General features: G+C 67.6%; 23 protein-coding genes and 1 pseudogene. 6 read left to right on the forward strand and 18 right to left on the reverse strand.

What is annotated here, in order from left to right; all coding sequences use genetic code 11:
* Position 1 precedes the first annotated feature (1 nt).
* From U3A55_RS06030 to ahaH, 12 genes are read right to left on the reverse strand one after another with little or no spacing between them, the layout of a single operon-like run.
* Complete coding sequence (locus U3A55_RS06030) at positions 2-1,063, reverse strand: SDR family oxidoreductase (RefSeq protein WP_330990574.1); 1,062 nt, start codon at positions 1,061-1,063, stop codon at positions 2-4.
* Positions 1,060-2,613 (reverse strand): succinic semialdehyde dehydrogenase, encoded by a 1,554-nt coding sequence (locus tag U3A55_RS06035; RefSeq protein ID WP_330990575.1) that lies wholly within the window; start codon positions 2,611-2,613, stop codon positions 1,060-1,062. The genes U3A55_RS06030 and U3A55_RS06035 overlap by 4 nt, the downstream gene beginning before the upstream one ends.
* Before the next feature lie 42 nt (positions 2,614-2,655).
* Positions 2,656-3,051, reverse strand: a complete 396-nt coding sequence (locus tag U3A55_RS06040) for a DUF6276 family protein (RefSeq protein ID WP_330990576.1) — start codon at positions 3,049-3,051, stop codon at positions 2,656-2,658.
* Between the two features lie 45 nt (positions 3,052-3,096).
* Entirely contained in the window at positions 3,097-3,753 is a 657-nt protein-coding gene (locus U3A55_RS06045) for a V-type ATP synthase subunit D (protein ID WP_330990577.1), read from the reverse strand.
* A 3-nt stretch (positions 3,754-3,756) separates the two neighbouring features.
* Entirely contained in the window at positions 3,757-5,193 is a 1,437-nt protein-coding gene (locus U3A55_RS06050) for an ATP synthase subunit B (RefSeq protein ID WP_330990578.1), read from the reverse strand.
* Positions 5,193-6,950: an ATP synthase subunit A gene (locus tag U3A55_RS06055; RefSeq protein ID WP_330990579.1), complete on the reverse strand. Its 1,758-nt coding sequence runs from the start codon at positions 6,948-6,950 to the stop codon at positions 5,193-5,195. The genes U3A55_RS06050 and U3A55_RS06055 overlap by 1 nt, the downstream gene beginning before the upstream one ends.
* Positions 6,947-7,288, reverse strand: a complete 342-nt coding sequence (locus tag U3A55_RS06060) for a V-type ATP synthase subunit F (RefSeq protein WP_330990580.1) — start codon at positions 7,286-7,288, stop codon at positions 6,947-6,949. The genes U3A55_RS06055 and U3A55_RS06060 overlap by 4 nt, the downstream gene beginning before the upstream one ends.
* A complete protein-coding gene (locus tag U3A55_RS06065) occupies positions 7,285-8,340 on the reverse strand; it encodes a V-type ATP synthase subunit C (protein ID WP_330990581.1) in 1,056 nt (351 codons plus the stop codon). The genes U3A55_RS06060 and U3A55_RS06065 overlap by 4 nt, the downstream gene beginning before the upstream one ends.
* A complete protein-coding gene (locus tag U3A55_RS06070) occupies positions 8,337-8,921 on the reverse strand; it encodes a V-type ATP synthase subunit E (RefSeq protein ID WP_330990582.1) in 585 nt (194 codons plus the stop codon). The genes U3A55_RS06065 and U3A55_RS06070 overlap by 4 nt, the downstream gene beginning before the upstream one ends.
* 1 nt (position 8,922) lies before the next feature.
* The gene (locus U3A55_RS06075; RefSeq protein WP_330990583.1) at positions 8,923-9,201 is read right to left on the reverse strand and encodes a F0F1 ATP synthase subunit C; all 279 of its coding nucleotides are present in this window, start codon (positions 9,199-9,201) and stop codon (positions 8,923-8,925) included.
* Positions 9,202-9,207: 6 nt separating this feature from the next.
* The gene (locus tag U3A55_RS06080) at positions 9,208-11,325 is read right to left on the reverse strand and encodes a V-type ATP synthase subunit I (protein WP_330990584.1); all 2,118 of its coding nucleotides are present in this window, start codon (positions 11,323-11,325) and stop codon (positions 9,208-9,210) included.
* On the reverse strand, positions 11,312-11,644 hold the full coding sequence (ahaH, locus tag U3A55_RS06085) for an ATP synthase archaeal subunit H (RefSeq protein WP_330990585.1): 333 nt from the start codon (positions 11,642-11,644) through the stop codon (positions 11,312-11,314). The genes U3A55_RS06080 and ahaH overlap by 14 nt, the downstream gene beginning before the upstream one ends.
* A 91-nt stretch (positions 11,645-11,735) precedes the next feature.
* Between ahaH and U3A55_RS06090 the strand changes: the two genes are divergently transcribed.
* Positions 11,736-12,359 carry a methyltransferase domain-containing protein gene (locus U3A55_RS06090; RefSeq protein WP_330990586.1) on the forward strand — a complete coding sequence of 208 codons (624 nt, stop codon included), beginning with the start codon at positions 11,736-11,738 and terminating at the stop codon, positions 12,357-12,359.
* A 270-nt stretch (positions 12,360-12,629) separates the two neighbouring features.
* Here the strand turns inward: U3A55_RS06090 and U3A55_RS06095 are convergent.
* Together U3A55_RS06095 and U3A55_RS06100 are read right to left on the reverse strand one after the other, a co-directional pair.
* Positions 12,630-12,791 (reverse strand): annotated as a pseudogene (locus U3A55_RS06095) (type IV pilin); the annotation flags it as partial.
* A 26-nt stretch (positions 12,792-12,817) separates the two neighbouring features.
* Positions 12,818-14,044 (reverse strand): DUF7094 domain-containing protein, encoded by a 1,227-nt coding sequence (locus tag U3A55_RS06100; RefSeq protein ID WP_330990587.1) that lies wholly within the window; start codon positions 14,042-14,044, stop codon positions 12,818-12,820.
* A 96-nt stretch (positions 14,045-14,140) separates the two neighbouring features.
* On the opposite strand from U3A55_RS06100, the gene U3A55_RS06105 reads away from it, so the two are divergent.
* From U3A55_RS06105 to U3A55_RS06115, 3 genes are read left to right on the forward strand one after another with little or no spacing between them, the layout of a single operon-like run.
* Entirely contained in the window at positions 14,141-15,256 is a 1,116-nt protein-coding gene (locus U3A55_RS06105; protein ID WP_330990588.1) for a helix-turn-helix transcriptional regulator, read from the forward strand.
* 49 nt (positions 15,257-15,305) lie between these two features.
* Positions 15,306-16,106, forward strand: a complete 801-nt coding sequence (locus U3A55_RS06110) for an electron transfer flavoprotein subunit beta/FixA family protein (protein WP_330990589.1) — start codon at positions 15,306-15,308, stop codon at positions 16,104-16,106.
* The gene (locus U3A55_RS06115; protein WP_330990590.1) at positions 16,103-17,074 is read left to right on the forward strand and encodes an electron transfer flavoprotein subunit alpha/FixB family protein; all 972 of its coding nucleotides are present in this window, start codon (positions 16,103-16,105) and stop codon (positions 17,072-17,074) included. The genes U3A55_RS06110 and U3A55_RS06115 overlap by 4 nt, the downstream gene beginning before the upstream one ends.
* 231 nt (positions 17,075-17,305) lie before the next feature.
* Here the strand turns inward: U3A55_RS06115 and U3A55_RS06120 are convergent, their stop codons facing one another.
* Genes U3A55_RS06120 through U3A55_RS06130 form a run of 3 tightly spaced genes read right to left on the reverse strand, consistent with a single transcriptional unit; the run spans position 17,306 to position 18,463 of the window.
* Positions 17,306-17,830 carry a DUF7504 family protein gene (locus U3A55_RS06120; RefSeq protein WP_330990591.1) on the reverse strand — a complete coding sequence of 175 codons (525 nt, stop codon included), beginning with the start codon at positions 17,828-17,830 and terminating at the stop codon, positions 17,306-17,308.
* A complete protein-coding gene (locus U3A55_RS06125) occupies positions 17,823-18,170 on the reverse strand; it encodes a hypothetical protein (protein WP_330990592.1) in 348 nt (115 codons plus the stop codon). The genes U3A55_RS06120 and U3A55_RS06125 overlap by 8 nt, the downstream gene beginning before the upstream one ends.
* A complete protein-coding gene (locus tag U3A55_RS06130; protein ID WP_330990593.1) occupies positions 18,167-18,463 on the reverse strand; it encodes a hypothetical protein in 297 nt (98 codons plus the stop codon). Before U3A55_RS06130 ends, U3A55_RS06125 begins: the two co-directional genes overlap by 4 nt.
* Positions 18,464-18,545: 82 nt before the next feature.
* Here U3A55_RS06130 and U3A55_RS06135 point away from each other — a divergent pair, with 82 nt between their 5' ends.
* On the forward strand, positions 18,546-19,385 hold the full coding sequence (locus tag U3A55_RS06135) for a polyprenyl synthetase family protein (RefSeq protein ID WP_330990594.1): 840 nt from the start codon (positions 18,546-18,548) through the stop codon (positions 19,383-19,385).
* Here the strand turns inward: U3A55_RS06135 and U3A55_RS06140 are convergent.
* Positions 19,382-20,455, reverse strand: coding sequence for a DUF373 family protein (locus U3A55_RS06140; protein WP_330990595.1), 1,074 nt, complete (start codon positions 20,453-20,455; stop codon positions 19,382-19,384). The genes U3A55_RS06135 and U3A55_RS06140 overlap by 4 nt on opposite strands.
* A 120-nt stretch (positions 20,456-20,575) precedes the next feature.
* Between U3A55_RS06140 and U3A55_RS06145 the strand changes: the two genes are divergently transcribed.
* Positions 20,576-21,571 carry a radical SAM protein gene (locus U3A55_RS06145; RefSeq protein WP_330990596.1) on the forward strand — a complete coding sequence of 332 codons (996 nt, stop codon included), beginning with the start codon at positions 20,576-20,578 and terminating at the stop codon, positions 21,569-21,571.
* Positions 21,572-21,584 lie beyond the last annotated feature (13 nt).

The following is a 21,584-nucleotide window of genomic DNA, read 5'->3' on the forward strand; positions in this document are numbered from 1 at the left end:
CTCAGACCATCGCGTCCGATTCTATCTCCGGGTGTTCTCTGACGTAGTCGACGAGCGCGTCGACGTAGCTCTCGAACGGCGGACACTCGGTGTGTTCGAGGTCGCGTCGAGTGTTCGGACAGACGTACGTCGTCGGGTGCGTGAAGTAGTCGACCGACTCGGGGAGAATGTCGGTTTTGCGGCCGATGCGGGTGCGGAGGAAGCGTTTCGTGAGTCCGCGCGTGCTCGGCACGGGGAGTGTTTTGGTGGCGGCGGCGTCCGCGAGTAACGCGGTGAGTTCCGGAATCGTGGGCGGGTTCGGGTCGCAGAGCTGGTAGACGGTCCCCGAAGAGCGCTCCAGCCGGCTGAGTTCGTCGATGGCGTCCACGACGAAGTCGCGGGGGACGACGTTGAGTTCGGTGTCGAGCGACCCGGGAATGAACGGGACGGGCGCGACGCCGGGACAGCGGAGGAGCCAGCGGAGGATGAAGTAGGGACCGTCGTACTTCTGGGTCTCACCGGTTTCGGAGTCGCCGACGGCGATGGCGGGCCGGTAGATAGTGGTGGGGATCTCTCCCATTCGGTCCCGAACGGCGCGCTCGGCGAGGAACTTCGTCTCCTCGTAGTGGTTGTTGAAGGACTGCCCCACGTCGAGGTCGGTCTCGCGGAAGACGCCGTCGTGGCGGCCGGAGACGTAGCACGTGCTCACGTACTGGAGGCGGCGGAGGTCGGCGTCCGCGGCGAAGTCGAGGACGCGCTCGGTTCCCTCGACGTTCACCGCCATCCCGCCCTCGCGGTCGACGGCGAGGTCGTAGACTGCGGCGAGGTGAAACACCTCGTCGGCGTCCGCCTGGAGTTCGTCGTACGCGTCGGGGTCGAGGCCGAGGTGGGCCTGCGTGATGTCGCCCTCGTGGAGCGCGATCGTATCGGTCCAGTCGTCGCCGGCGATGGCTTCGGCGCGCGCCTCGGCCTGCTCGCGGTACCGGGACTGAATCAGGCAGTCGATGCGGTCGGTGCGGTCGCGGAGCCGGTCGACGAGCGCCGACCCGAGGAAACCCGGGAAGCCCGTAAGGAAGACGCTCACGGCAACCACCCCGTGACGCGCTTCAGCGCACGCAGGCCGAGCGTGAGGCCGGACGCCCAGAGAGACTGCGGGAGCGGTCCCGGGTCGATGCGGACGCCGCGCTGCGTCGCGACCGTCTGGGACTCCGTGTACTTCAGGAGGCCCTCGTCGCCGTGGCGGCGGCCGACCCCGGAGTCCTTCATCCCGCCCATCGGCGCGTCGATGGACGCCCACGCGGCCGCGTACCCCTCGTTCACGTTCACCGTCCCGCACTCGATGCGCTCGGCGACGCGCTCGCCGCGCGCCGTATCGGTGGTCCAGACCGACGCGTTCAGGCCGTACGGCGAGTCGTTCGCGCGGTCGACCGCCTCGTCGACGGACTCGACCTCGTAGAGCGCGACGACGGGGCCGAACGTCTCCTCGCCGGAGAGCGTCATCTCCGAGGTCACGTCCTCAAGCACGGTCGGTTCGTGGAAGTACGGGCCGAGGTCGGGGCGCGCGCGACCGCCGGCGAGCACGGTGGCGCCGCGCTCCACCGCGTCCTCGACGTGCGCGGTCACCTTCTGGAGTTGCTGGTCGGACTGGAGGCTCCCCATCTCGGGGCCGTACTCGAGTCCCGGGCCGAGCGCGAGGTTCCGTGTCTCGCGGACGAACGCGTCCACGAAGTCGTCGTAGGCGTCGGTGTGGACGTAGAGGCGTTCCGTGGAGATGCAGAGCTGGCCGGCGTTCGCGAAGGACGCGCGGACCGCGCCCGCGGCCGCCTTCCCCGGGTCGGCGTCGTCCAGTACGAGCAGGGGGTTCTTCCCGCCGAGTTCGAGCGACACGTCCGTGAGGTGTTCGCCGGCAAGCGCGCCGACCTCGCGGCCGACCGCGGTCGACCCGGTGAACCCGATGTGGTCGACGCGCTCGACGAGTGGTTCGCCGAGGTCCGCGCCGTCGCCCGAAACAATCTGGAGGAGGCCGGGCGGGAGGCCGGCGTCCTCGAGGAAGTCACGGGCGAGCAGCGCGGTGTGCGTGGTGGACTCGTCGGGCTTCAGGACGACGCCGTTCCCAGCGAGCAACGCGGGGAGCGCGTCCGAAATCGCGAGCGTGAGCGGATAGTTCCAGGGCGTGATGAGGCCGACGACCCCGACGGGACGGTGATGAACGACCGCCTTCGTCAGCAGCGGGAACGCGCCGGTTCGGCGCTCCGAGTCCAAGAGGCCCGTGCAGTCAGCGTAGTGGCGGGCGGTCGACGCCACGTCGAGCACCTCCTCGAACGCGTCCCGCCGGGTCTTCCCGGTTTCGAGCTGCATCACGTCCAGGAGGTCGTCCTGACGGTCGAGCACGATGTCGTGGAAGTCGGACAGGACGCCGGCGCGCTCCTCAGCGGGTCGCGCAGCCCACGCCGCGCCCGCCTCCCGGGCCTGGTCGACGGCCGCGTCCACGTCCGCCGCGGTGCACGCCGGCACGTCCGCGATTCGCTCGCCCGTGAACGGAGCCCCCACGGGAAACGTCGGTCGGTCGTCGACGCGCGTGATTCCCTCACGTAACGCCGCCAGCCGGTCCGGGTTCGCCCAGGCAGTATCCATAGGCCCCGGTCGTCCCGCGTGGGAATAAGTGTCAGGGGCGCGCTACTCGTAGAGAAGCTGTTCGAGCTGGCGACTCCGCCGCGACACGTCGAAGTACGGCTCGATACCGTCGGTCGCAGCAAGGCGGTCAATCAGCAAGAGCACGTCCACGCCGCGGCGTTCCGCCTCGCCCGCGAGCGCCGATACCTCCGCGCGGTAGAGCGCGAGCGAGTCCGCGAGCGCGAACAGACACGCGACTATCGCGCCCGCCTCGCCGTCCGGAAATCCCGGAATCGACGCGGAGAACGCGGGATACTCGCCGGGCGGGTCGTCCACGGGCTCGACCGCGAGACACCGCGTGCAGAGCGCCGCGCCCGGCCGGTCGTCGGGAAGGTGGTCGCGCGCCACCGCAGGCACGGGAAACGGGAGTTGGTCGCCGCCGCACAGAGAACACGCCATACGCGAAGAAAACAGCGAGAGGAGATTTAGTTGACGACCGCGCGTCTACGTCTCGGCTTCGCGCGCCCGCTTCGCCTCTTCTTCCTTCTTGTTCTTCACTTTCTTCATGCGGAACGTCTCCTCGCGCTCCTGCTCTTCGAGCTTCTGCTCGATGTAGTCCTGGTTCTCCCGGAGTTCGGGCAGGATGTTGAACTCGAGGGCGTTCACGCGGCGCTTCGTCTGCTCGATCTCGTCGAGCATCTTCTTCATCGCCGTCTCCACCTCGGCCGCGAGGATGATGGATTCGAGAAGCTCCTCGTAGGCGTCCGCGGCCTCGTCGATGCGTGCGGACGTGCCGATGACGCCGTACCCGCGCTCGTCGAGGTTCTTCTTCACCTTCGAGGACTCGATCTGGGGGACGACGACGCCCATGATGTTCTTCGACTCCACGGTGAGCTCCGGCTCCTCCTTCAGGGCCGCCGCAGCACCGCGAACGGCGACGTCGCCCTCCATCGCGCGCGCCATGTTGATCTTCTTCTGCGCGTCCTCGTAGTCGTCTTCGAGGTCGGAACGCACGTCCTGCGCGGTGTCGAGGATGTCCATGAACTCCATGATGAGGCCGTCACGCTTCTGTTCGAGCGTGTCGTGCCCGCTCTCGGAGAACTCGATGCGCTCCTCGATCTCCATCAGGTTCTTGCGCGTGGGTTTGACGTCTCCTGCCATGGTTTAGTCGGCGCTGACGGGTGAGTCGTCGGACTCCTCGGAGTCCGTCTCGACCTCCACGTCCTCCGTGTAGTACTGTTCGATGTGCTCCTCGTCGAGGCGGTTGAGCTCCTCCTTCGGGAGCATCGAGAGCACGTCCCAGCCGATGCCGAGCGTCTCCTCGATGCTGCGGTCGGTGTCGAAGCCCTGGTCGACGAACTCGGACTCGAACGCGTCCGCGAAGTCGAGGTACTTGTTGTCGCGCTCGCTGAGCGCTTCGCGTCCGACGATGTTCACGAGGTCGCGAAGGTCTTTGCCTTCCGCGTACGCCGCGAACAGCTGGTCGGCCACGTCGCCGTGGTCGCCGCGGGTGAGACCCTCGCCGATACCGTCGTCCATCAGCCGGCTGAGGCTGGGGGAGACGTCCACGGGCGGCGTGACGCCCTGACTGTTGAGGTCGCGGTCCATCATGATCTGGCCTTCCGTGATGTATCCCGTGAGGTCGGGAATCGGGTGCGTCTCGTCGTCACCCGGCATCGTCAGGATTGGGAGCTGCGTCACCGTGCCCTCCCGGCCCTTGATGCGGCCCGCGCGCTCGTAGAGCTGCGCGAGGTCCGTGTACATGTATCCGGGGTAGCCACGGCGGCCCGGCACTTCCTCGCGCGCCGCACCGATTTCGCGCAGCGCCTCACAGTAGTTCGTCATGTCCGTGAGGATGACGAGCACGTGATAGCCCTTGTCGAACGCGAGGTACTCCGCGGTCGTGAGCGCGAGCCGCGGCGTAATCGTCCGCTCCACGGCCGGGTCGTCGGCGAGGTTCGTGAAGACGACGCTGCGTTCGAGCGCGCCCGTGCGCTCGAAGTCGTCCATGAACTCGTTCGCCTCCTCCTGCGTGATACCCATCGCGCCGAACACGACCGCGAACTCCGTGTCGTCGTCCTCGTCGCCCTCCTCCGGCACCTCGGCCTGACGCGCGACCTGGAGCGCGAGGTCGTTGTGCGGGAGGCCGGACGCGCTGAAGATCGGGAGTTTCTGGCCGCGCACGAGCGTGTTCATCCCGTCGATGGACGAAACACCCGTCTGGATGAAGTCCTCGGGGTACTCGCGGGCGTGCGGGTTGATGGCGGAGCCGATGATGTCGCGGCGCTCGTCGGGGACGATGTCGGGACCGCCGTCGATCGGGTTCCCGGAGCCGTCGAGCACGCGCCCGAGGAGGTCCTCGGTCACGGGCATCTTCATCGTCTCGCCGAGGAACCGCACCGACGCGTCCTGACCGATACCTTCCGTGCCCTCGAACACCTGAATCGCGACGAGTCCGTCGCTGGATTCGAGGACCTGACCGCGCTTGGTCTCGCCGCTCGGGGTTTCGATTTCGACGATCTCGTCGTACCCGATCGGTTCGTCGATCTCGACGTAGACCAGCGGGCCGCTGACTTCAGTGATGGTCTGGTACTCTTTCATTAGTACTTCTCCCGGAGCTGTTCGGTGAGCTGTTCTTTGATATCCTCGACCTCCGCCTCGGCCTCGTCGTCCGGCGTCGTGCCGAGCCGGTTCAGCCGCGGCGCCGCGTCGACGTCCGTGATTTCCTCCACGGGAACGCCGGCTTCGAGCGCGCGGAACGCCTCCTCGCTGTAGTGATGGATGGCGGTGAGGATGAGGTAGGTCTTCTCGGGCGGACAGTACGTGTCCACGTCGTGGAGCGCGTTCTGCTGGAGGAACGCCTCCCGGATGTAGCGCGCCACGTCGAGCGTGAGGCGCTGGTCGTCCGGAAGCGCGTCCTCGCCGACGAGCTGCACGATCTCCTGAAGGTCGGCCTCCTCGTCGAGCACGTCCACGGCCCACTGGCGCTCGTCCGGCCAGTCCTCGGCGACGTTCTCACGCCACCAGTCGTCGAGCTGGTCCTTGTAGAGCGAGTAGGACTCGTTCCAGTTAATCGAGGGGAAGTGACGGCGTTCCGCGAGGTCGGAGTCGAGCGCCCAGAACGTCTTCACGATACGGAGCGTGTTCTGGGTGACCGGCTCCGAGAAGTCGCCGCCCGGCGGGCTGACCGCGCCCACGACGGAGACGGAGCCCTCGCTGCCGTTCAGGTTCTCGAACAGGCCCGCGCGCTCGTAGAACTGCGCGAGACGGCTCGCGAGGTAGGCGGGGTAGCCTTCCTCGCCCGGCATCTCCTCCAGCCGGGAGCTGATTTCGCGCATCGCCTCCGCCCACCGGCTGGTGGAGTCGGCCATCAGCGCGACGTCGTACCCCATGTCGCGGTAGTGCTCCGCGATGGTGACGCCCGTGTAGATGCAGGACTCGCGCGCCGCGACCGGCATGTTCGAGGTGTTCGCGATGAGGCACGTCCGCGCCATCAGCGCGTTCCCCGACTTGGGGTCCTCGAGCTCGGGGAAGTCCTCGATGACTTCCGTCATCTCGTTCCCGCGCTCGCCACACCCGATGTAGACGACGATGTCCGCGTCGCTCCACTTCGCGAGCTGCTGCTGGGTGACGGTCTTCCCGGACCCGAACGGCCCCGGAATCGCCGCCGTCCCGCCCTTCGCGAGCGGGAACAGACCGTCCTGGACGCGCTGACCCGTGACGAGCGGCGTCTTGGGCGTGTGCTTGTCCACCGTCGGACGGGCCTCGCGGACCGGCCACTCCTGGTGCATCGTCACCGTCTCACCCGAGTCGAGTTCGACCACGGAGTCGGTGACGGTGTACGCGCCCTCGTTCGCGGTGGTGACCTCGCCACCCTCGTAGCGGGGCGGAACGAGGACCTTGTGTTCGATGCTCTCGGTTTCGTCGACCGTCCCGACGACATCGCCGGGTTCGACGACATCACCCTCTGAGACGACGGGCGTGAACTCCCACTCCTTCTCCATGTCGATGCCCGGTGCGTCGACACCACGGTCGAGGAAGGCGCCCATCTCGTCTTCGAGGACGTCGAGCGGGCGCTGGACGCCGTCGTAGATGGAGTCCAACATACCCGGTCCGAGGTCCACGGTCAGCGGGTCGCCCGTGTTCTCGACGGGTTCGCCGGGCGCGACCGCGGACGTCTCCTCGTAGACCTGAATGGTCGTCACGCCGCCTTCGATTTCGATGACCTCACCCATCAGCCCCTCTTCACCGACGTACACGACGTCGTTCATTTGGGCGTCGAGGTCCGTGGCGGTCACGACGGGACCGCTCACGCTCTCGATTTCGCCGGAATCAGTGATTGTTTCTGCCTGACTCATTCGTTCTCACCGTCTTCGTCCGCCATCAGGTCGATACCGATGGCGCGCTTGATTTGTTCGCGGAGGCCGCTCCCGCCCGCTTCGCCGCTGCCGATGGTGACGACCGTCGGTTCGACGCTCGTCTCCACCGCGTTGCGGGTCTGCCGGGAGAGGTAGTCGAGGTCGTCCGCGTGCATCACGACGATACCGACATCGTCGTTCGCGAGCACGCCTTCGACGGCCTCGTCGAGTTCGTCGGGTTTCTCGTCGTCGGGGACGTTCTCGAACGTCTGTACGCCGGCCAGTCGGAACCCCGTGGTGAATTCGGCGCTCCCGACGACGGCTATTTCCTGACTCATAGGATGACGAGTTCCTCCTCGATCTCTTCTTCCGTGAGGCCGACCTCACGGCCGCGCGCGATGGCGCGGACGTTGTCCACTTCGCGCTCCTTCGCCAGCACGTACCCGAGCACGGGACACACGGACAGCGGGAACACGTGCGAGAGGTGTTCCGAGTACGAGAGCAGCGCGGCGTCGAGCGCGTGCTCGAACGCGATGAGGCTGTCCGTCTCGTCGAGCTCGTCGAGTTCGTCCGCCAGCTCGTTCCCGTAGTGGCTGTCGCGGAGTCGCGCGACGAGTTCGGTCCAGTTGTCCGCGAGCGCGTCGAGTTCGGTCGGCTCGAACAGCCGGCCGCCCTCGATGTAGTACTCGGCGGGGTCGAGGTCGGCGCCGCTTCGCGCGAGACGAACGGCGTTCCGGACGTTCCGGAAGTCGATGTCCGCCTGCAGGAACTTCACGAACTCGCGAGTGCCCGCGGACGTTCCCTGCACCTGCTTCAGGAGGCGCTCGTAGAACGCGAGGTCGACCGCGTTCTCCAGCGGGACGAGCGAGTTCGTCTCCTCGAACTCGCCGTACGCGTCGTCGAGCGCCGGTCCGAACAGCGTCTCGGAGAGCGCGTCGACGACCGTCCGAACCTCGTCCGCGTCGGCGAGCACGGCGAGCGTGTCGTCAGTGAGTTCGCCCGCGCGGATGAAGTCCTGTTCTATCTCCGCCGAATCGGTGTCCGAGTAGACGCCGCGGAGCGCCGTCTTGACGTTCCACGCGTCGAACTTCCGGAAGTATCGGACGAGGAGGTCGCGGAGCGTCCCCTGCGACCACTGGAGGAGGTCGTCGAAGTGCTTCGCGAGGTTTCGGTTCAACGCGTACTCCACCAGGTCGACGCCGGAGAACCGCGAGCCGAGGTCGTTCACTTCCGTTTCGTACTCGGACTCCTCGAGGAATCGAGCGATCTCGCTCGTCCCCATCCGCATCAGCGTCCGGTAGTCGTCCTCGTCGAAGAGGACGGCACGCCGCGACTTCACGCGGGCGTTAACGTACGCGTAGTTCGATGCGTCGCGGCTGATGACGTTCATTGTTCGTCGAAGAGCCGGTTACTGATCTGTTTGAGGTCGTCCTCCCAGACGTCGTCGAGAACCGAGTCGAACGTGTTCTTCACGCGCACTCGCGAGGTCTCGCTCTCGACGACGACGCCGCCGAGGCAGTCGTACTCGCCCGCGAGCGAGACGTGCGTGTAGTCGTCGAGGATGTCGGAAAGGAGGTCCTCGTCGCTGGGCGCGTAGTGGACGGCGAGCTGCTCGTCCTCGTCGAACGCGTCCAGCGCGTCGTCGAGCAGAGCACGAGTGAGTTCCTCGCGCTCGTCGCCGTCGAGTCCCGCGATTCGGCCCTCGACTTCCTCCCGGACGGATTCGAGGGCGTCGCGGCGAGCGCTCATTCGCTCGTGTTTCGCGTCGAGCTTCGCGCTGGAGAGCGCCTGTTCGCGCTCGCGTTCGATTTCGCGCTCGACCTCCGCCTCGGCCTCCTCACGGATGTCGTCGGCCTCGGACTCGGCGGCCGACACGATGTCGTCGGCGCGTTCCTCGCCCTCCTGGCGGATTTCGTCGGCCCGTTCCCGGGCGTCCTCGCGGATCTCTTCGACTACCGTGTCCAGACTCATCTTAGATGATGAAGATGACGACAATCGCGAGGATGACGAGAGTCTCGGGGAGGACCGTGAACAGGATCGCGTTCCCGAAGAACTCCTCGTCCTCGGCGAGGGCGCCGACTGCTGCGGCACCGATTCCGCCTTCCGCGACACCGGCACCGAGCGCGGCGACGCCAACGCCGAGCGCGGCGCCGGCAGTGGCGATGTTCCCCGTGAGTTCGGCGGGGGCGATAGCGGCGTTGTTCAGGAGCGGTGCGAGAGCGTTGACGAACGCGATAACGAATTCAAACATGACTAATTAGTCTTGGGTCGTGTAGGATCGGTCGTAGCCGAACGGTTCGTATTTCGTCCCACCGCCTTCATAAAACTTCCCAAAGAACTCGACGTATTCGAGGCGAACGGCCTGTAGGCCGGCGCTCGTGACGCCGAGGGCAAGCACTAAGAGGTGGCCGAGGACGAAAATGAGGATGCCGCCGAGCACGGCCGTAATCGGGCCGTGCACGAGGCCGCCGAACATCAGTTCGGCCTCGGGGTAGTGTTCCTGTACGTAACTCCAGTCGTAATCGAGCATGAAGTGGAACTTCCCGTCCTGCGTCTCGTACGCGCCGAAGAAGAGGAGGTTGACGACGAACGCCATCCCTCCCTTCGCGAGCATCACGGCGGCGAGCCGCGTGTACGAGAGGACGTGAGTGAGCGAGTTCAGCGCGCCTTCGATTGCGCCGACCGCGCCCTCCGCGTAGATGAGGAGCGCGTATCCGACGACGCCGACGCCGAGCGCCGCCCAGCCGATTGTCGCGTCGAGTCCGGTGAAGCCGAGCGGCGGCCCGGACAGCGCGGTGAACAGGAGGTCGGGTTTCGCGTCGGAGAGCGCGTGACTGAACACCCACACCCAGAGGCCGACCATCAGAATCGCCCACGACGCGCCCTCGGTGAGCGCGTCCCAGACGCCGTGACGCATCCGCTTGTACGTGTCAATGGCGTACCCGAGCGTGAGGTGGGCGAGCGCCACGAGCACGGAGACGACGAGCCAGAGGCGCGCCCACTCCGCGTTCCCGGGCATGAGTCCCTTGTGAATCGGCGGATTGCCGTTCCAGAGGTACTCGCCGACGAGGTGGAAGCCGAATATCTCCCCGTACAGGAACCCGAACACGATCGTCGAGAGTCCCGAGAGAACGGCGACGCCGCCGAGTGCGGCGAGCGCGTCCGAGTCGAGGGACGTGTACATCCACCAGCCGAGCGCGGTGTAGATGACGCCGTACCCGACGTCCCCGATCATGAACCCGTAGAACGCCGGGAACGTCAGGAAGAGGATGATGGTCGGGTCGAGGTCGTAGTAGTTCGGGCGGTTGATGACGCGGACGAGCATCTCGAACGGCTTCACCGGCCCGGGGTTGTCCTGCACGACCGGCGGCTGTTCCGCGGTGCCGCCGTCTGTCGCGGCTTCCTGCTCACCGTGTCCGATTTCGTGCTCGGGCGGCTCGTACTCGGCGCGTTCGAGTTCCTCGACGTCGACGCCGTCACCGCCGGCGTCCTGCACCGCGGACGCGAACTCGGCGTACTCCGTGGTCGGAACCCAGCCCTCCGCGACGAACGCGTGGTCCGTGGTCGCGAAGTTGAGCGGGGCTTCGGCCTTCTGCACCTCGATGTTGAGCTTCTCCTCCGCCGCGAGGAGGAATCCCGCGTGTTCGAGGCGGAGTCCTTCGAGTTCGTTCTCGACGGTCGCGAGTTCGGATTCGAGCTTCTGGCGCTTGTGCTCCAGCGAGTCGAGGTAGTCCGCGGGGCTGCCGTTCCCCGACGGGATTTCGTGCTGGATGAACTCCACGCCGACGAGCGCGTCCTCCAGAACAGCCTCGCTGTCGCCGCTCGGGTACGCGAAGACGGCGACGACGCCGCCCTCGCTGAACGTCTCGAACGACCGCACGTCGCCCTCGTCCGCGAGCGCGTGCTCTATCTCGTCACTGTCACCCTCGCCGACGGCGACCTCCACGGTATCGTACCCCTGGAGGAGGTCGAGGTCGATGCCGAGCGTGACGAACGGCTCGACCGCGTCGACGCGGTCTTCGAGGTCGCTCAATCGGTCTTCGACCTCGGTGCGGCGCTCGTCGAGCTCGTTGACCTCGTCGCGGATGTCCGCGAACTCGTTTTCGAGCGCGTCGTCCGTGACGATGCGAGTCGGACCGGCGTCCTCCTCCTCGACACCGAGGATGGAGAGGAGCGACCGGACCGTCACCAGTTTGTCGGAGGCGTCGTCCGCCCCGTCCAGGGGGGAGCCGGCGTCGAACCCTTCGACACCGACCTCGCCGCTGGAGTCGCTGAAGTGGAGAACGTTCTGGTCGTGCGCCGCCTCGATGACGTCCTGCACGACTCGATTGGTGCCCACGACGGACACCTTGCTCATTCGCTCAGGTCTGAGCATGCACCGCCTCCGTGAACCGGTCGAGGGCGAACGCCACCGCGTCATCCTCGTTCTCGGCGGCCGTCGCGAGCAACGCCTCGCGTTCCGCCTCGCCCTCTTCGAGGATGCGTTCTTTCTCGCTCTGTATCTCCTCGCGGGCTTCGGAGAGGCGCTCTTCCTTGCGCTCGGCCGCCTCCTCCTCGGCCTCCTGACGGATGTCCTCTGCCTCCTCGCGGGCTTCCGAGATGCGCTGCTCGCGCGCCTCCTTCGCCTCCGCGATGATGTCGTCGGCGTCGGACTCCGCCTCCTTTAGTCGTGTAAGAACCTCTGGCCTCGCCATGGGCTAACGGGCGAGATATTGAGCGAGCGCGTATAAGGTAGTTGCGAAAGAACCGAGCGAACTATGCCGCGTCCGGCCGAACGCCGAGACAATGGGAGTTCTCGAAGACAAGGGCAGGGCGCGCGTCTTCTACAAGTACCTCTCGAAGGTGTACGACGAGGTGAACGCGTTCATCTGGACCGAGGAGATGCGCGAGGAAACCCTGGAGTGGTTCGACCTCGACGCCGACGATTCCGTGCTCGACGTGGGCTGCGGCACCGGATTCGGCACCGAGGGCCTCCTCCGGTACACGGACGACGTGACCGGCCTCGACCAGTCCGAACACCAGCTAGAGAAGGCCATCGCGAAACTCGGCACCGAGGACGCGGACTTCACGCGCGGGGACGCCGAACGCCTGCCGTTCGCGACGAACTCCTTCGACGCCGTCTGGTCGTCCGGTTCAATCGAGTACTGGCCGAACCCACATCTCGCGCTCCGCGAGTTCCGCCGGGTCGTCCGCCCCGGCGGGAAGGTGCTCGTCGTCGGCCCGGACTACCCGGACTCCACGGTCATGCAGAAGGTCGCGGACGCCATCATGCTGTTCTACGACGAGGCCGAGGCCGACCGGATGTTCCGGGACGCCGGGTTCGTCGACGTCGAGCACCGCGTCCTCCAGGCCGAACCGAACCGGCCGCGCGCCATCGTGTCGTTCGGCCGCGTCCCCGACGACGGCTGAAACGACCGCGACCACGCCGCGGCTCGTTCTGAGCGTCACGCGTACGTCGTCGCCAGCCGCGGGAACGGGCGTGTTCGTCCCCGCGATGCGGAACGACGCGCGCTCGCCCGGGGACCACTCGGGGTCGGACGCGCTGTTGAACGGGCCGGTCGGCCCGCTCCGGAATCCGAGCGCCGAGAAGAACGGGACCGGCGGCTGGCTGGCGAGCGCGCGGCCGTTCACGCGAACGTCGACAGAGAGGTCGCGCGCGTCGAGCGACCCCGAGACGAGGAGAAGGGTGAGCGTGCCGTCCGCGTCCGCGGTCAGCGAGACGACCGCTGGCTCCGCGGGCGTCACGGACACCGCCATCCCCGCGACGGCCGCGGCGAGAAGGACGGTGAGAACGGCGAACAGCGCGACGCCGACGACGGGCGCGAGCGCACGACGGGACACACCCGGGTTGGCCGCGGCTTCCTACTTCAAGTCGCGGTCGCGTTCACGCGCAACTCCTCGCCGCCCACGGTGGTCGACACCGCGAACTCGCCGCGCGGCGCGAGCGTCCACAGCACGCCGTCGCCGACGCCCGTGGTGCCGACCCGCTCGCCGTCAATAGTTATCGGCACGCTCACCGCGGAGCCGTCGTGCGTCACGCTCACGCGGAGCGGTCCACCGGGATAGGAGCGGTTCACCGCGAGCGTGTAGTTCCCGCTGGTGTTCGTCCACCCGGGGTCGGTCGCGACGACGGAGAGCGCCGTCTCACGGGTCTCGTGGTAGGGCTGGCCGCTGCTCGCGTCCATGTAGGAGAGAATCGTGCCGTGTAAGTGCGTGATTCGGGCGCGGTACGCGTAGCCGCCGAACTGATACCGGCCGGAGCTAACGAAACCATCTCCACCGCGCGCCCACGGATAGAGGCCGTCGAGGATGCTGTCGAGGGCTGAGGAGCTGATTTGGCGGGCGCCGTTCTCGTCGAGCAGGTCGGGCCGGTAGACGGTGCGCTGGTAGACGCCGTCCGAAATAGTGGAGAGCGCGAACCCGCTCGGGGCCGCGAGCACGGAGAGGCGGTCACTCGTCCCGCCGCGGACGGCGCTCGCCACCGTCGACCCGGGCTCCGTCACGAGCGGCGTCACCTCGGCCTGGAGGGAGAACAGGGTGGAACGGAGGTCGGAGCCGCGGGCCGCATACGAGAGCAGCGAGTTCGTCGCGGGGTCGCTCCGCGGGCCGATGTAGGAGAGGAGCTGGTCGGCGCGGCCCTGGAGTTCGCCGAGCGTGGTGACGTACTGCTCGGCGGTGCTGTCGCCGTCGAGGTAGGCCTGTCGGGCGGCTTGTTCGCGTTCGAGGAGCGCGTCGACGGCGGACGCGGCGTTCTCGGTGGCGTTTTCGAGGACGCGCTGGCGTTCCGCCTGCGTCTCGGCGGCGTCGAGCTTTCGCGCGAGGGACTCACGGGAGAGCGTCCACGTGGCGTCGGCGGCGTCCATGCGGATGGACGCCATCACTGACGCGTCGGGCGCGGTGAAGTTCGAGCGCTGTGCGCCGGGAAGGGGGACAACGCGGCTGGTGTTCTCGGAGAGCCCGACAACCGTCGTGGCGGCCTGCGCCTCCGACGCGGACGATTGCACGAGGGAGGGATCGTCCGCGGCCGCGACCGCGAGCGGCGTCGCGAGGAGGAGGAGCGCGGCGAGCGCGAGCGGGACCGAAACGCGGGACATACCCGAGTCGTGGAGCGCGGCGTACAAAAACCTACGCGGGACGTGTCCGAATGATGGAAAGCGTTTTGCCGTCACGACAACCAGTCGGGAGTGTTCATGCGGCAGGCCGCCCTGATACTCGCCCTCGTCGCCCTCCTCGTCGCGCCCGCGGCACTCAGCGGTGCCGCCGGCGCGCAGTCCGCGACGCCGGAGCCGTCCGGGACGACCGTCGCCATCCACCTCCAGGCGGACGGGGACGCGCGCTGGAACGTCTCCGTTCGGTACAACCTCTCCGGCGCGAACGAGACGACGGCGTTCGAATCGCTGCTCGCGGACTATCGGAACGGCGCCGCAGTCGGGCCGACCGCCGACGTGTTCGAATCGGTCGCCGCTCAGCAGTCCGAGCGCGTCGACCGCGAAATGACGATTCAGCAGATAGCGCGTAGCGGACAGGTGAACTCGGCGGACGAGAACGCCACGGGCGTGCTCACGCTCACGTTCACGTGGACGAACTTCGGCGTGGTCGAGAACGAGAGCCTGCGCGTCGCCGACGTCTTCGACGGCGGCTGGTTCGGCCACCTGGAGGCGGGTGAGGAACTGCTCGTCTACCCGCCCGACGGATACTCGCCGGACACGGCCGTTCCGGAGACCGGACTGGTGAACGGCGCGCTCCAGTGGTCGGGCCCGCAGTCGTTCGAGAACGGGCCGTCGATGACGTTCACTGAGGGTGCGCCCGCCTCGGGCGTTCCGTGGTTGCTCGTCGGCGGCGCGGCGGTAGTCGCGCTCGTCGTCGGCGCCGCAGTCGTGTACGTCTGGAAGGACCGCAGCATCCGGAACACCCTCCTGTCGGACCGGAACAGCGCGAACGAGACGAGCGGCGCGAAGACCGCGGAGACTGCGCCCGCAACCGGGGATGCGAGCGAGAGCGCAGCAGCGGGGAGTGAGAGCGAAACGACGGCGGAACCGACGAACGGGGACGGGAGCGCGGACGGCCAAGCGCCCGGTGGCGAGCAGGCCGCGGAGGAACTGTTGAGCGACGAGGAGCGCGTGGAGCGCCTCCTAGAGGAGCACGGCGGCCGGATGAAGCAGGCGAAAATCGTGGAGGAGACACGGTGGTCGAACGCGAAGGTCTCCCAGTTGCTCTCCTCGATGGCCGACGAGGGCCGGGTGGAGAAGCTCCGCATCGGTCGGGAGAACCTCATCTCGCTCCCCGGAGAAAACGGCGAGTCGTAGGCGACGCGTTTCGAAAGCGTTTACGTCGATGCGACAGCAGTAAATGACGATGAAAGTTCTTGTCACCGTCAAAGAGGTGGCCGAAGTCGAGGAGGACTTCGAGATTTCGAACGGCGAAATCGAGGAGACCTACCTGGACTACGACCTCAACGAGTGGGACGACTACGCCGTCGAGGAGGGCGTCCAGCTCCAGGAGGCCGGCGACGACATCGAAGTCGTCGCGGTCACAATCGGCCCCGAGCGCTCCGAGGAGACGATTCGGATGGCGCTCGCGAAAGGCGCGGACCGCGCCGTCCGAGTGTGGGACGACGCGCTCGAGGACGCGGACATCCTCGACGTGGAGGCGAAGGCGGACATCCTCGCTTCCGTGGTCGAAGAAGAAGACCCCGATATCGTGCTCTCGGGCGTGCAGGCCGCCGACGACGCGTTCGGCGGCACCGGCGTCGCGCTCGCCGAGGAAGTCGGGTTCGAGTGGGCGGCGGTCGTGAACGCGCTCGACACCCAGAACGTGCTCGACGAGGGCGTCGCGTCCGTCCACCGCGAGCTCGAAGGCGGCGTCGAGGAGCTCACGGACGTGGAACTCCCCGCCGTGCTCACCATCCAGACCGGTATCAACGAGCCGCGGTACGCGAGCCTGCGCGGCATCCGGCAGGCGCAGTCGAAGGAAATCGCGCCGAAGTCCTTCGACGACCTCGGTCTGGACGCGAGCGTCGCGGACAGCGCGCTCGAACTCACCGACATGTACGAACCAGAGAGCGAGAGCGACGCTCAGTTCCTCGAGGGCGACGCGAGCGAGCAGGCCGCGCAGTTGGCTGACGTGCTCCGCGAGAAGGGGGTGGTCGAGGGATGAGCGACGTTCTCGCCGTCGCCGAGCATCGCCGCGGCGAACTCCGGGACGTGTCCTTCGAACTCGTCACCGCGGGCCGCGACCTCGCGGACGCCACGGGCGGCGACCTTCACGTCGCCGTCGTCGGCGGCGATACGGACGGGTTCGCGGACGCGCTGAACCGCGAGGGCGTCGACCAGCTCCACACCGTCGACTACGGCGAGGAGTTCAACCACGACGTGTACGTGCAGGCCACCGACGCCCTGTTCGACGAGGTCGACCCTGAGTTCCTCGTGCTCCCGAACAGCGTGAACGGTCTCGACTACGCGCCCGCCATCGCGAACAAGCTCGGCCTCCCCTACGTCTCCGACGCGGTCGACGTCGAGTACGACGGCAGCCTCACGGCGACCCGCGAGATGTACGGGTCGAAGGTCGAGACGACCATCGAGGTCGCGGAGGGCCCGTACGCCGTCTCCATCCGGAGCGGCGAGTGGCCGGCCGCCGAGGGCGTCGGTGACGCCGACGTCTCGGCGTTCGACGTGGACTTCGACGAGGATGCCATCCGCTCCACGGTCACCGGGTTCGAGGAAGTCGGCGGCGGCGACGTGGACATCAGCGAAGCCGAGTTCCTCGTCTCCATCGGCCGCGGTATCGAGGAGGAGGAGAACCTCCCGCTCATCGAGGCGCTCGTCGAGGCGACGGACGCGACGCTCTCGTCCAGTCGCCCCATCGTGGACAACGGCTGGCTGCCGAAGAACCGCCAGGTCGGCCAGTCCGGTAAACAGGTCACGCCCGACGTCTACCTCGCCATCGGTATCTCCGGCGCGGTCCAGCACGTCGCCGGGATGAAGGGCGCGGAGACCATTATCGCCGTGAACACGGACCCCGACGCCCCCATCTTCGACATCGCGGATTACGGCGTCGTCGGCGACCTCTTCGACGTCGTCCCCGCCCTCATCGAGGAGTTCGGCGGCGACGCGCCCGACGTCTAGAGCGGAGTGGTTCGGCTGTAGACCATTCTTCCCTCGCGCGAACACAGTGAGCGCGGGTTTTTTGGTTCAGGTTTTTACGCTGAGTGGTTCGCTTGCGAACCCGAGGCGGAAAAAGGTGGGTGCAGGAGTTCAGCGGCGAGGCACCCTACGTCTGACACGAACGCTCTCTCCGGTTTTTGCGGTGTCGTAGTTCCCGTGTAGCGTCGCGAGCGGCGGGAGTTCTCTGGCGGGTTAGGTGCTGGTGGGTAGTTCGTCGTCGAAGAGGCCGCGGAAGCGGGCGTAGATTGTGTCGCTGAGGGCGGGGCGGTAGAACTCGTAGGCGCCGCGGAGGTCGCGGGCGCGGGCGGTGTGAGTGAGGAAGTCGAGGAAGCGGTAGAGCCGTTCGGGCGTGACGTACATGAGGGCGGCGGAGAGCCCGCGGACGTACAGCCAGTCGCCGGCGTCGAGGGTGTCGAGGGCGGTGGTGAGGCGGATGCCGAGGCCGGTGAGGTCGCTGGGGGAGACGCGGTCGGTGACGGTGAGCGGGCCGGTGTAGTCGAGGTCGGTGCTGGCGACGGGGACGACGGTGACGGTTGCGGGGTCGATGCCGCGGTCGTGGAGGCGGCGTTCGAGCCGATTGGGTGTGTCGCGGTAGGTGACGACGAGGAGGTGGGCGGCGTTCGACGGGAGCGGGGCGAGGTCGGCGGTCTGCGTGGATTGGGGGATGAGGAGTTGCGTGCCGGGTTCGACATCGGCGAAGGGCGCGTCCTCACTCATTGTCTCCCCCGAGCGCGTCGAACGCGTCGTGTCGGTCGTCGATGATGTCGCGGACGAGGTACCAGGCGCCGACGGTGAGCGCGAGCGCGGCGAGCGCGTGAACGAGGTAGGACGCGATGACGAGGAGGTCGGTGCCGACGCCCGCCCAGAAGTGGAGCGTCTGGAGGACGGCGGACGCGGTGAAGAGGAGGACGCCGTAGCCGATGGCTTCGACGCCGTCCCGGTAGTGGAGGGTGTCGCGGTACCGAGTGCCGACGTAGATACCGACGACGCTCGCGACGACGAAGACGACGAGCGAGACGCCGATGAGGGCGCGGGCGAGCGCGTCGAGGACGGTCATCGGACGACCACTCGGCCGGTGCCGATGCGGTAGTACTGGGTGGCGGCGTACGCGACGGCGAGCGACGCGACGAACCACGCGAGCGCGCTGAACAGGAGGTCGTCGACGAACTGGACGCCGAACGCCCACGCGAGGAGCGTGCCGGCGAAGACGGCGACGGCGCCGATGACGCTCCCCCAGGGAGTGCCGCGGTACTCGCGGTAGGCGAGCAGGGAGAACGCGGTGGTGAGCGTGTAGCAGACGAGTTCGAGGTGAACGACCCCCTCCCTGACGAGGTCGACGAGCGCGGCCATACGTGGTGGGACGGCCGCGGGCACGTAACGTTGACGGGGCGTTCCGAGGGAGTGAAATGCGTGAAGCCCCGACGAGGTGGTAATGGAGTACGTCGAGGCGCGTCGCGAACGGGTCGAAGAGCGCCTGGCGGAGGTCGTGGCGCGCGTCGACCCGGTGGAGCTGTCGGACCAGCTCGCGGACGCAGTGCTCGCGGGCGGAAAGCGCGTGCGCCCGACGTTGACGTTACTCGTCTGTGAGGCAATGGGGGGCGATCCCGCGGACGCGCTCGATTTCGGCGTCGGCATCGAACTCGTGCACAACGCGTCGCTCGTGGTAGACGATATCATCGACCGCTCCGAGTTGCGGCGGGGCGAGCCGTCGGCGTGGGCGGCGTCCGGGTACGGCCCCGCCCTCATCGCGTCGGACGGCCTGCTGGGGGAGGCGTTCGCGCTGTTCGACGACCCGCGGGCGATGAGCGCGGTGGCGGACGCGATGGTCGAACTCGGAGAGGGCGAGGCGATGGAGCTCGTGGACCGCCCGGAGACCGAGGCGGAGTACATGACGCTCGCGCGCCGGAAGACGGGCGCGCTGTTCCGCGCGGCGGCCGAGTTGGGGGCGATTGCGGCGGACGCGGACGAGACCGCGGTCGAGACCGTGGGCGAGTACGCCGAGCACGTCGGGGTGGCGTTCCAGATTCGGGACGACGTGCTGGACGCCACCGGCGACACCGCGGCGCTCGGGAAGCCCGCTGGCCAGGACGAGATGCTGGAACGCCCGTCCGTTGTGCGGGTGACGGACCGTCCCGTCGAGGACGTAAACGAGCTCGCGGAGACGGAGAGCGCGCAGGCGCGGGCCGCCCTAGAGAGCCTCGACCTCGTGGACGGCGACGCCCGCGTGTACCTCGAAGAGCTCGCCGCGTTCGTCGTCGAACGCGAGCGCTAGGCGGGGTTTCTGCGGCTCTCGATGACGGCGAACGCGAGCGTGCTGACGACGCTGAGGATGGTGCCGGCGGTGAGGACGAGCGCGAGCAGGGGGAGGGTGACGTAACCGAGGACGTACGCGCTGAGCGTGTGGAGGACGGCGGTGATGGCGAGCACGTAGAACGGTGCGTTGAGGTACCGCCACTTGAAGCGACCGGCGAGGTACTCGTCCGTAATCTGGCCGAGGCTGCTGGTGAGACCGGCGGCGGCGAACCAGCGGACGGCGCCGAAGAGAAGGGCGGCGACGATGGTCGCGGCGTCCGGGTCGGCGGCAGCGTCCCGGACGGTCTGGAGGTGGGTGACGCCCTGCATACCGCCGACGGCGAGGAGGGCGGCGGCGACGACGTACGTGATGATGGTGACGCGGCCGGTGTAGAGGACGTTACGCGCGCGGTCGACCGCGGAGTCGACGGCGTCCTCCAGTCCCAGTCCGCGGAAGAGGACGTAGAGGCCGAGCACGGCGGAGGCGAGGCCGAGCACGGTGCCGGGGAGGCCGACCGCGTTCGCGAGCACCGTGAGCGGATAGATGAGGAGGAGGACGCCGAGTGGAACGAGGAGCGTGCCGCGGGTCTCGGGGTCGTTCAGGACCTGTTTGATGGTGTAGTACATGGATTCGAGGTCCTGGGCCTGCCGGACGACGACGCGGCGGACACCGTCGATGGTGACGCGGGAGCGGATGACGGGAACCACGGATTCGTCCTGTGCGCCGTCCGTGACGACGATGGCGCGGACCGGCTCGCTCGTCTGGAGGCCGGCGAGGATTTCGTCGACCTCGCGGCCGACCTCGCGGTTCGCGGCGACGCCGCCGGACTCGACGCCGGTGACGGCGGCGACCTCCACGCGCTCGTCGGCGTCGAGGCGGTCGTGGAGGTGGACGCCCTCGAAGAGGACGTTCACGTCGGAGTCTTCGGGGTCCGCGGTCGCGAGGGAGACGGCGGCGTCCTCCACGGCGTCCCGGCCGACGACCGGCGTGTCGAGTCCGGTCTTCCGGCCGAGGTCGTCGTCGAGGTCGACGCAGAGAACGAGCAGCATCAGCGATGGATAGACCGTAGAGGGTTAAGGACCTTCGGGAGACGCGCGGTGCGCGGTGGCGCGCGGTCAGTCGGGAGTCGCACGGCTTTTGGCCCTTCACGCAGTAAACGGAGGTAACGAATGATATCGAAGGGCTGTGAGCAGTGCGCGAAAGGAGGGAAGATGGTGCTGTTCGTCTACGGTTACTGCGACCAGCGCGACTGCTTCTACTGCCCGCTCGGCGAGAACCGGAAGAACGTCACGCAGACGTACGCGAACGAGCGCCCCGTGGAGAACGACGAGGAGATCATCCAGGAGGCGAAGAAGATGGACGCGCTCGGCACGTCCATCACGGGCGGCGAACCGCAGGAAGCGCTGGATAAGACCTGTCGCTACCTCCGCCTGCTCAAGGAGGAGTTCGGCGAGGACCACCACACCCACCTCTACACGGGCATCACGGGCGGCCGCGAGAACATGCGACGCCTCAGCGAGGCCGGCCTGGACGAAATCCGGTTCCACCCGCCGTACGAGCAGTGGGGCGACCTCCACGGCACCGAGTGGGAGGACATCCTCTACGTCGCCCGCGAGGAAGGCCTCACGCCGGCGTTCGAGATTCCGGGCATCCGCGCGGAACAGGAGTTCCTCGACTTCCTCGACGAGGGCGCGGCGGACTTCTGTAACGTCAACGAGTTCGAGATGAGTCAGGGGAACTACGAGCGGATGCAGGAAGCCGGCTACGAACTCCAGGACGGCCACATGAGTGCCGTCGAGGGCTCGAAGGACGCCATCCTGGAGGAGATGGCGAGCCACGAGAAAGTGTACTTCTGTACGAGCGTCTTCAAGGACGCCGCGCAGCACCGGAACCGACTCAAGCGGATGGCCGAGAACATCCGCCGCGACTTCGACGAGGTGACCGACGACGGCACGCTCGTCTACGGGAAGACGCACACCGACCGCGAACGCTTCGAGGACCTCGGCGTTCCGGACGAGTTCTACACCGCGAAATCCGACCACGTCGAGGTCGCGTGGTGGCTCCTCGAAGAAATGGTCGAGGACGGCGACCTCGCGGACGGCGAAATCGTCGAACAGTACCCGACCTACGACGGGCAAGTCGTCGAGCGCACGCCGCTCGCGTAGGACCGCGAGCTGG

The sequence above is a fragment of the Salarchaeum sp. III genome, assembly GCF_036418315.1.
Taxonomy (GTDB): domain Archaea; phylum Halobacteriota; class Halobacteria; order Halobacteriales; family Halobacteriaceae; genus Salarchaeum.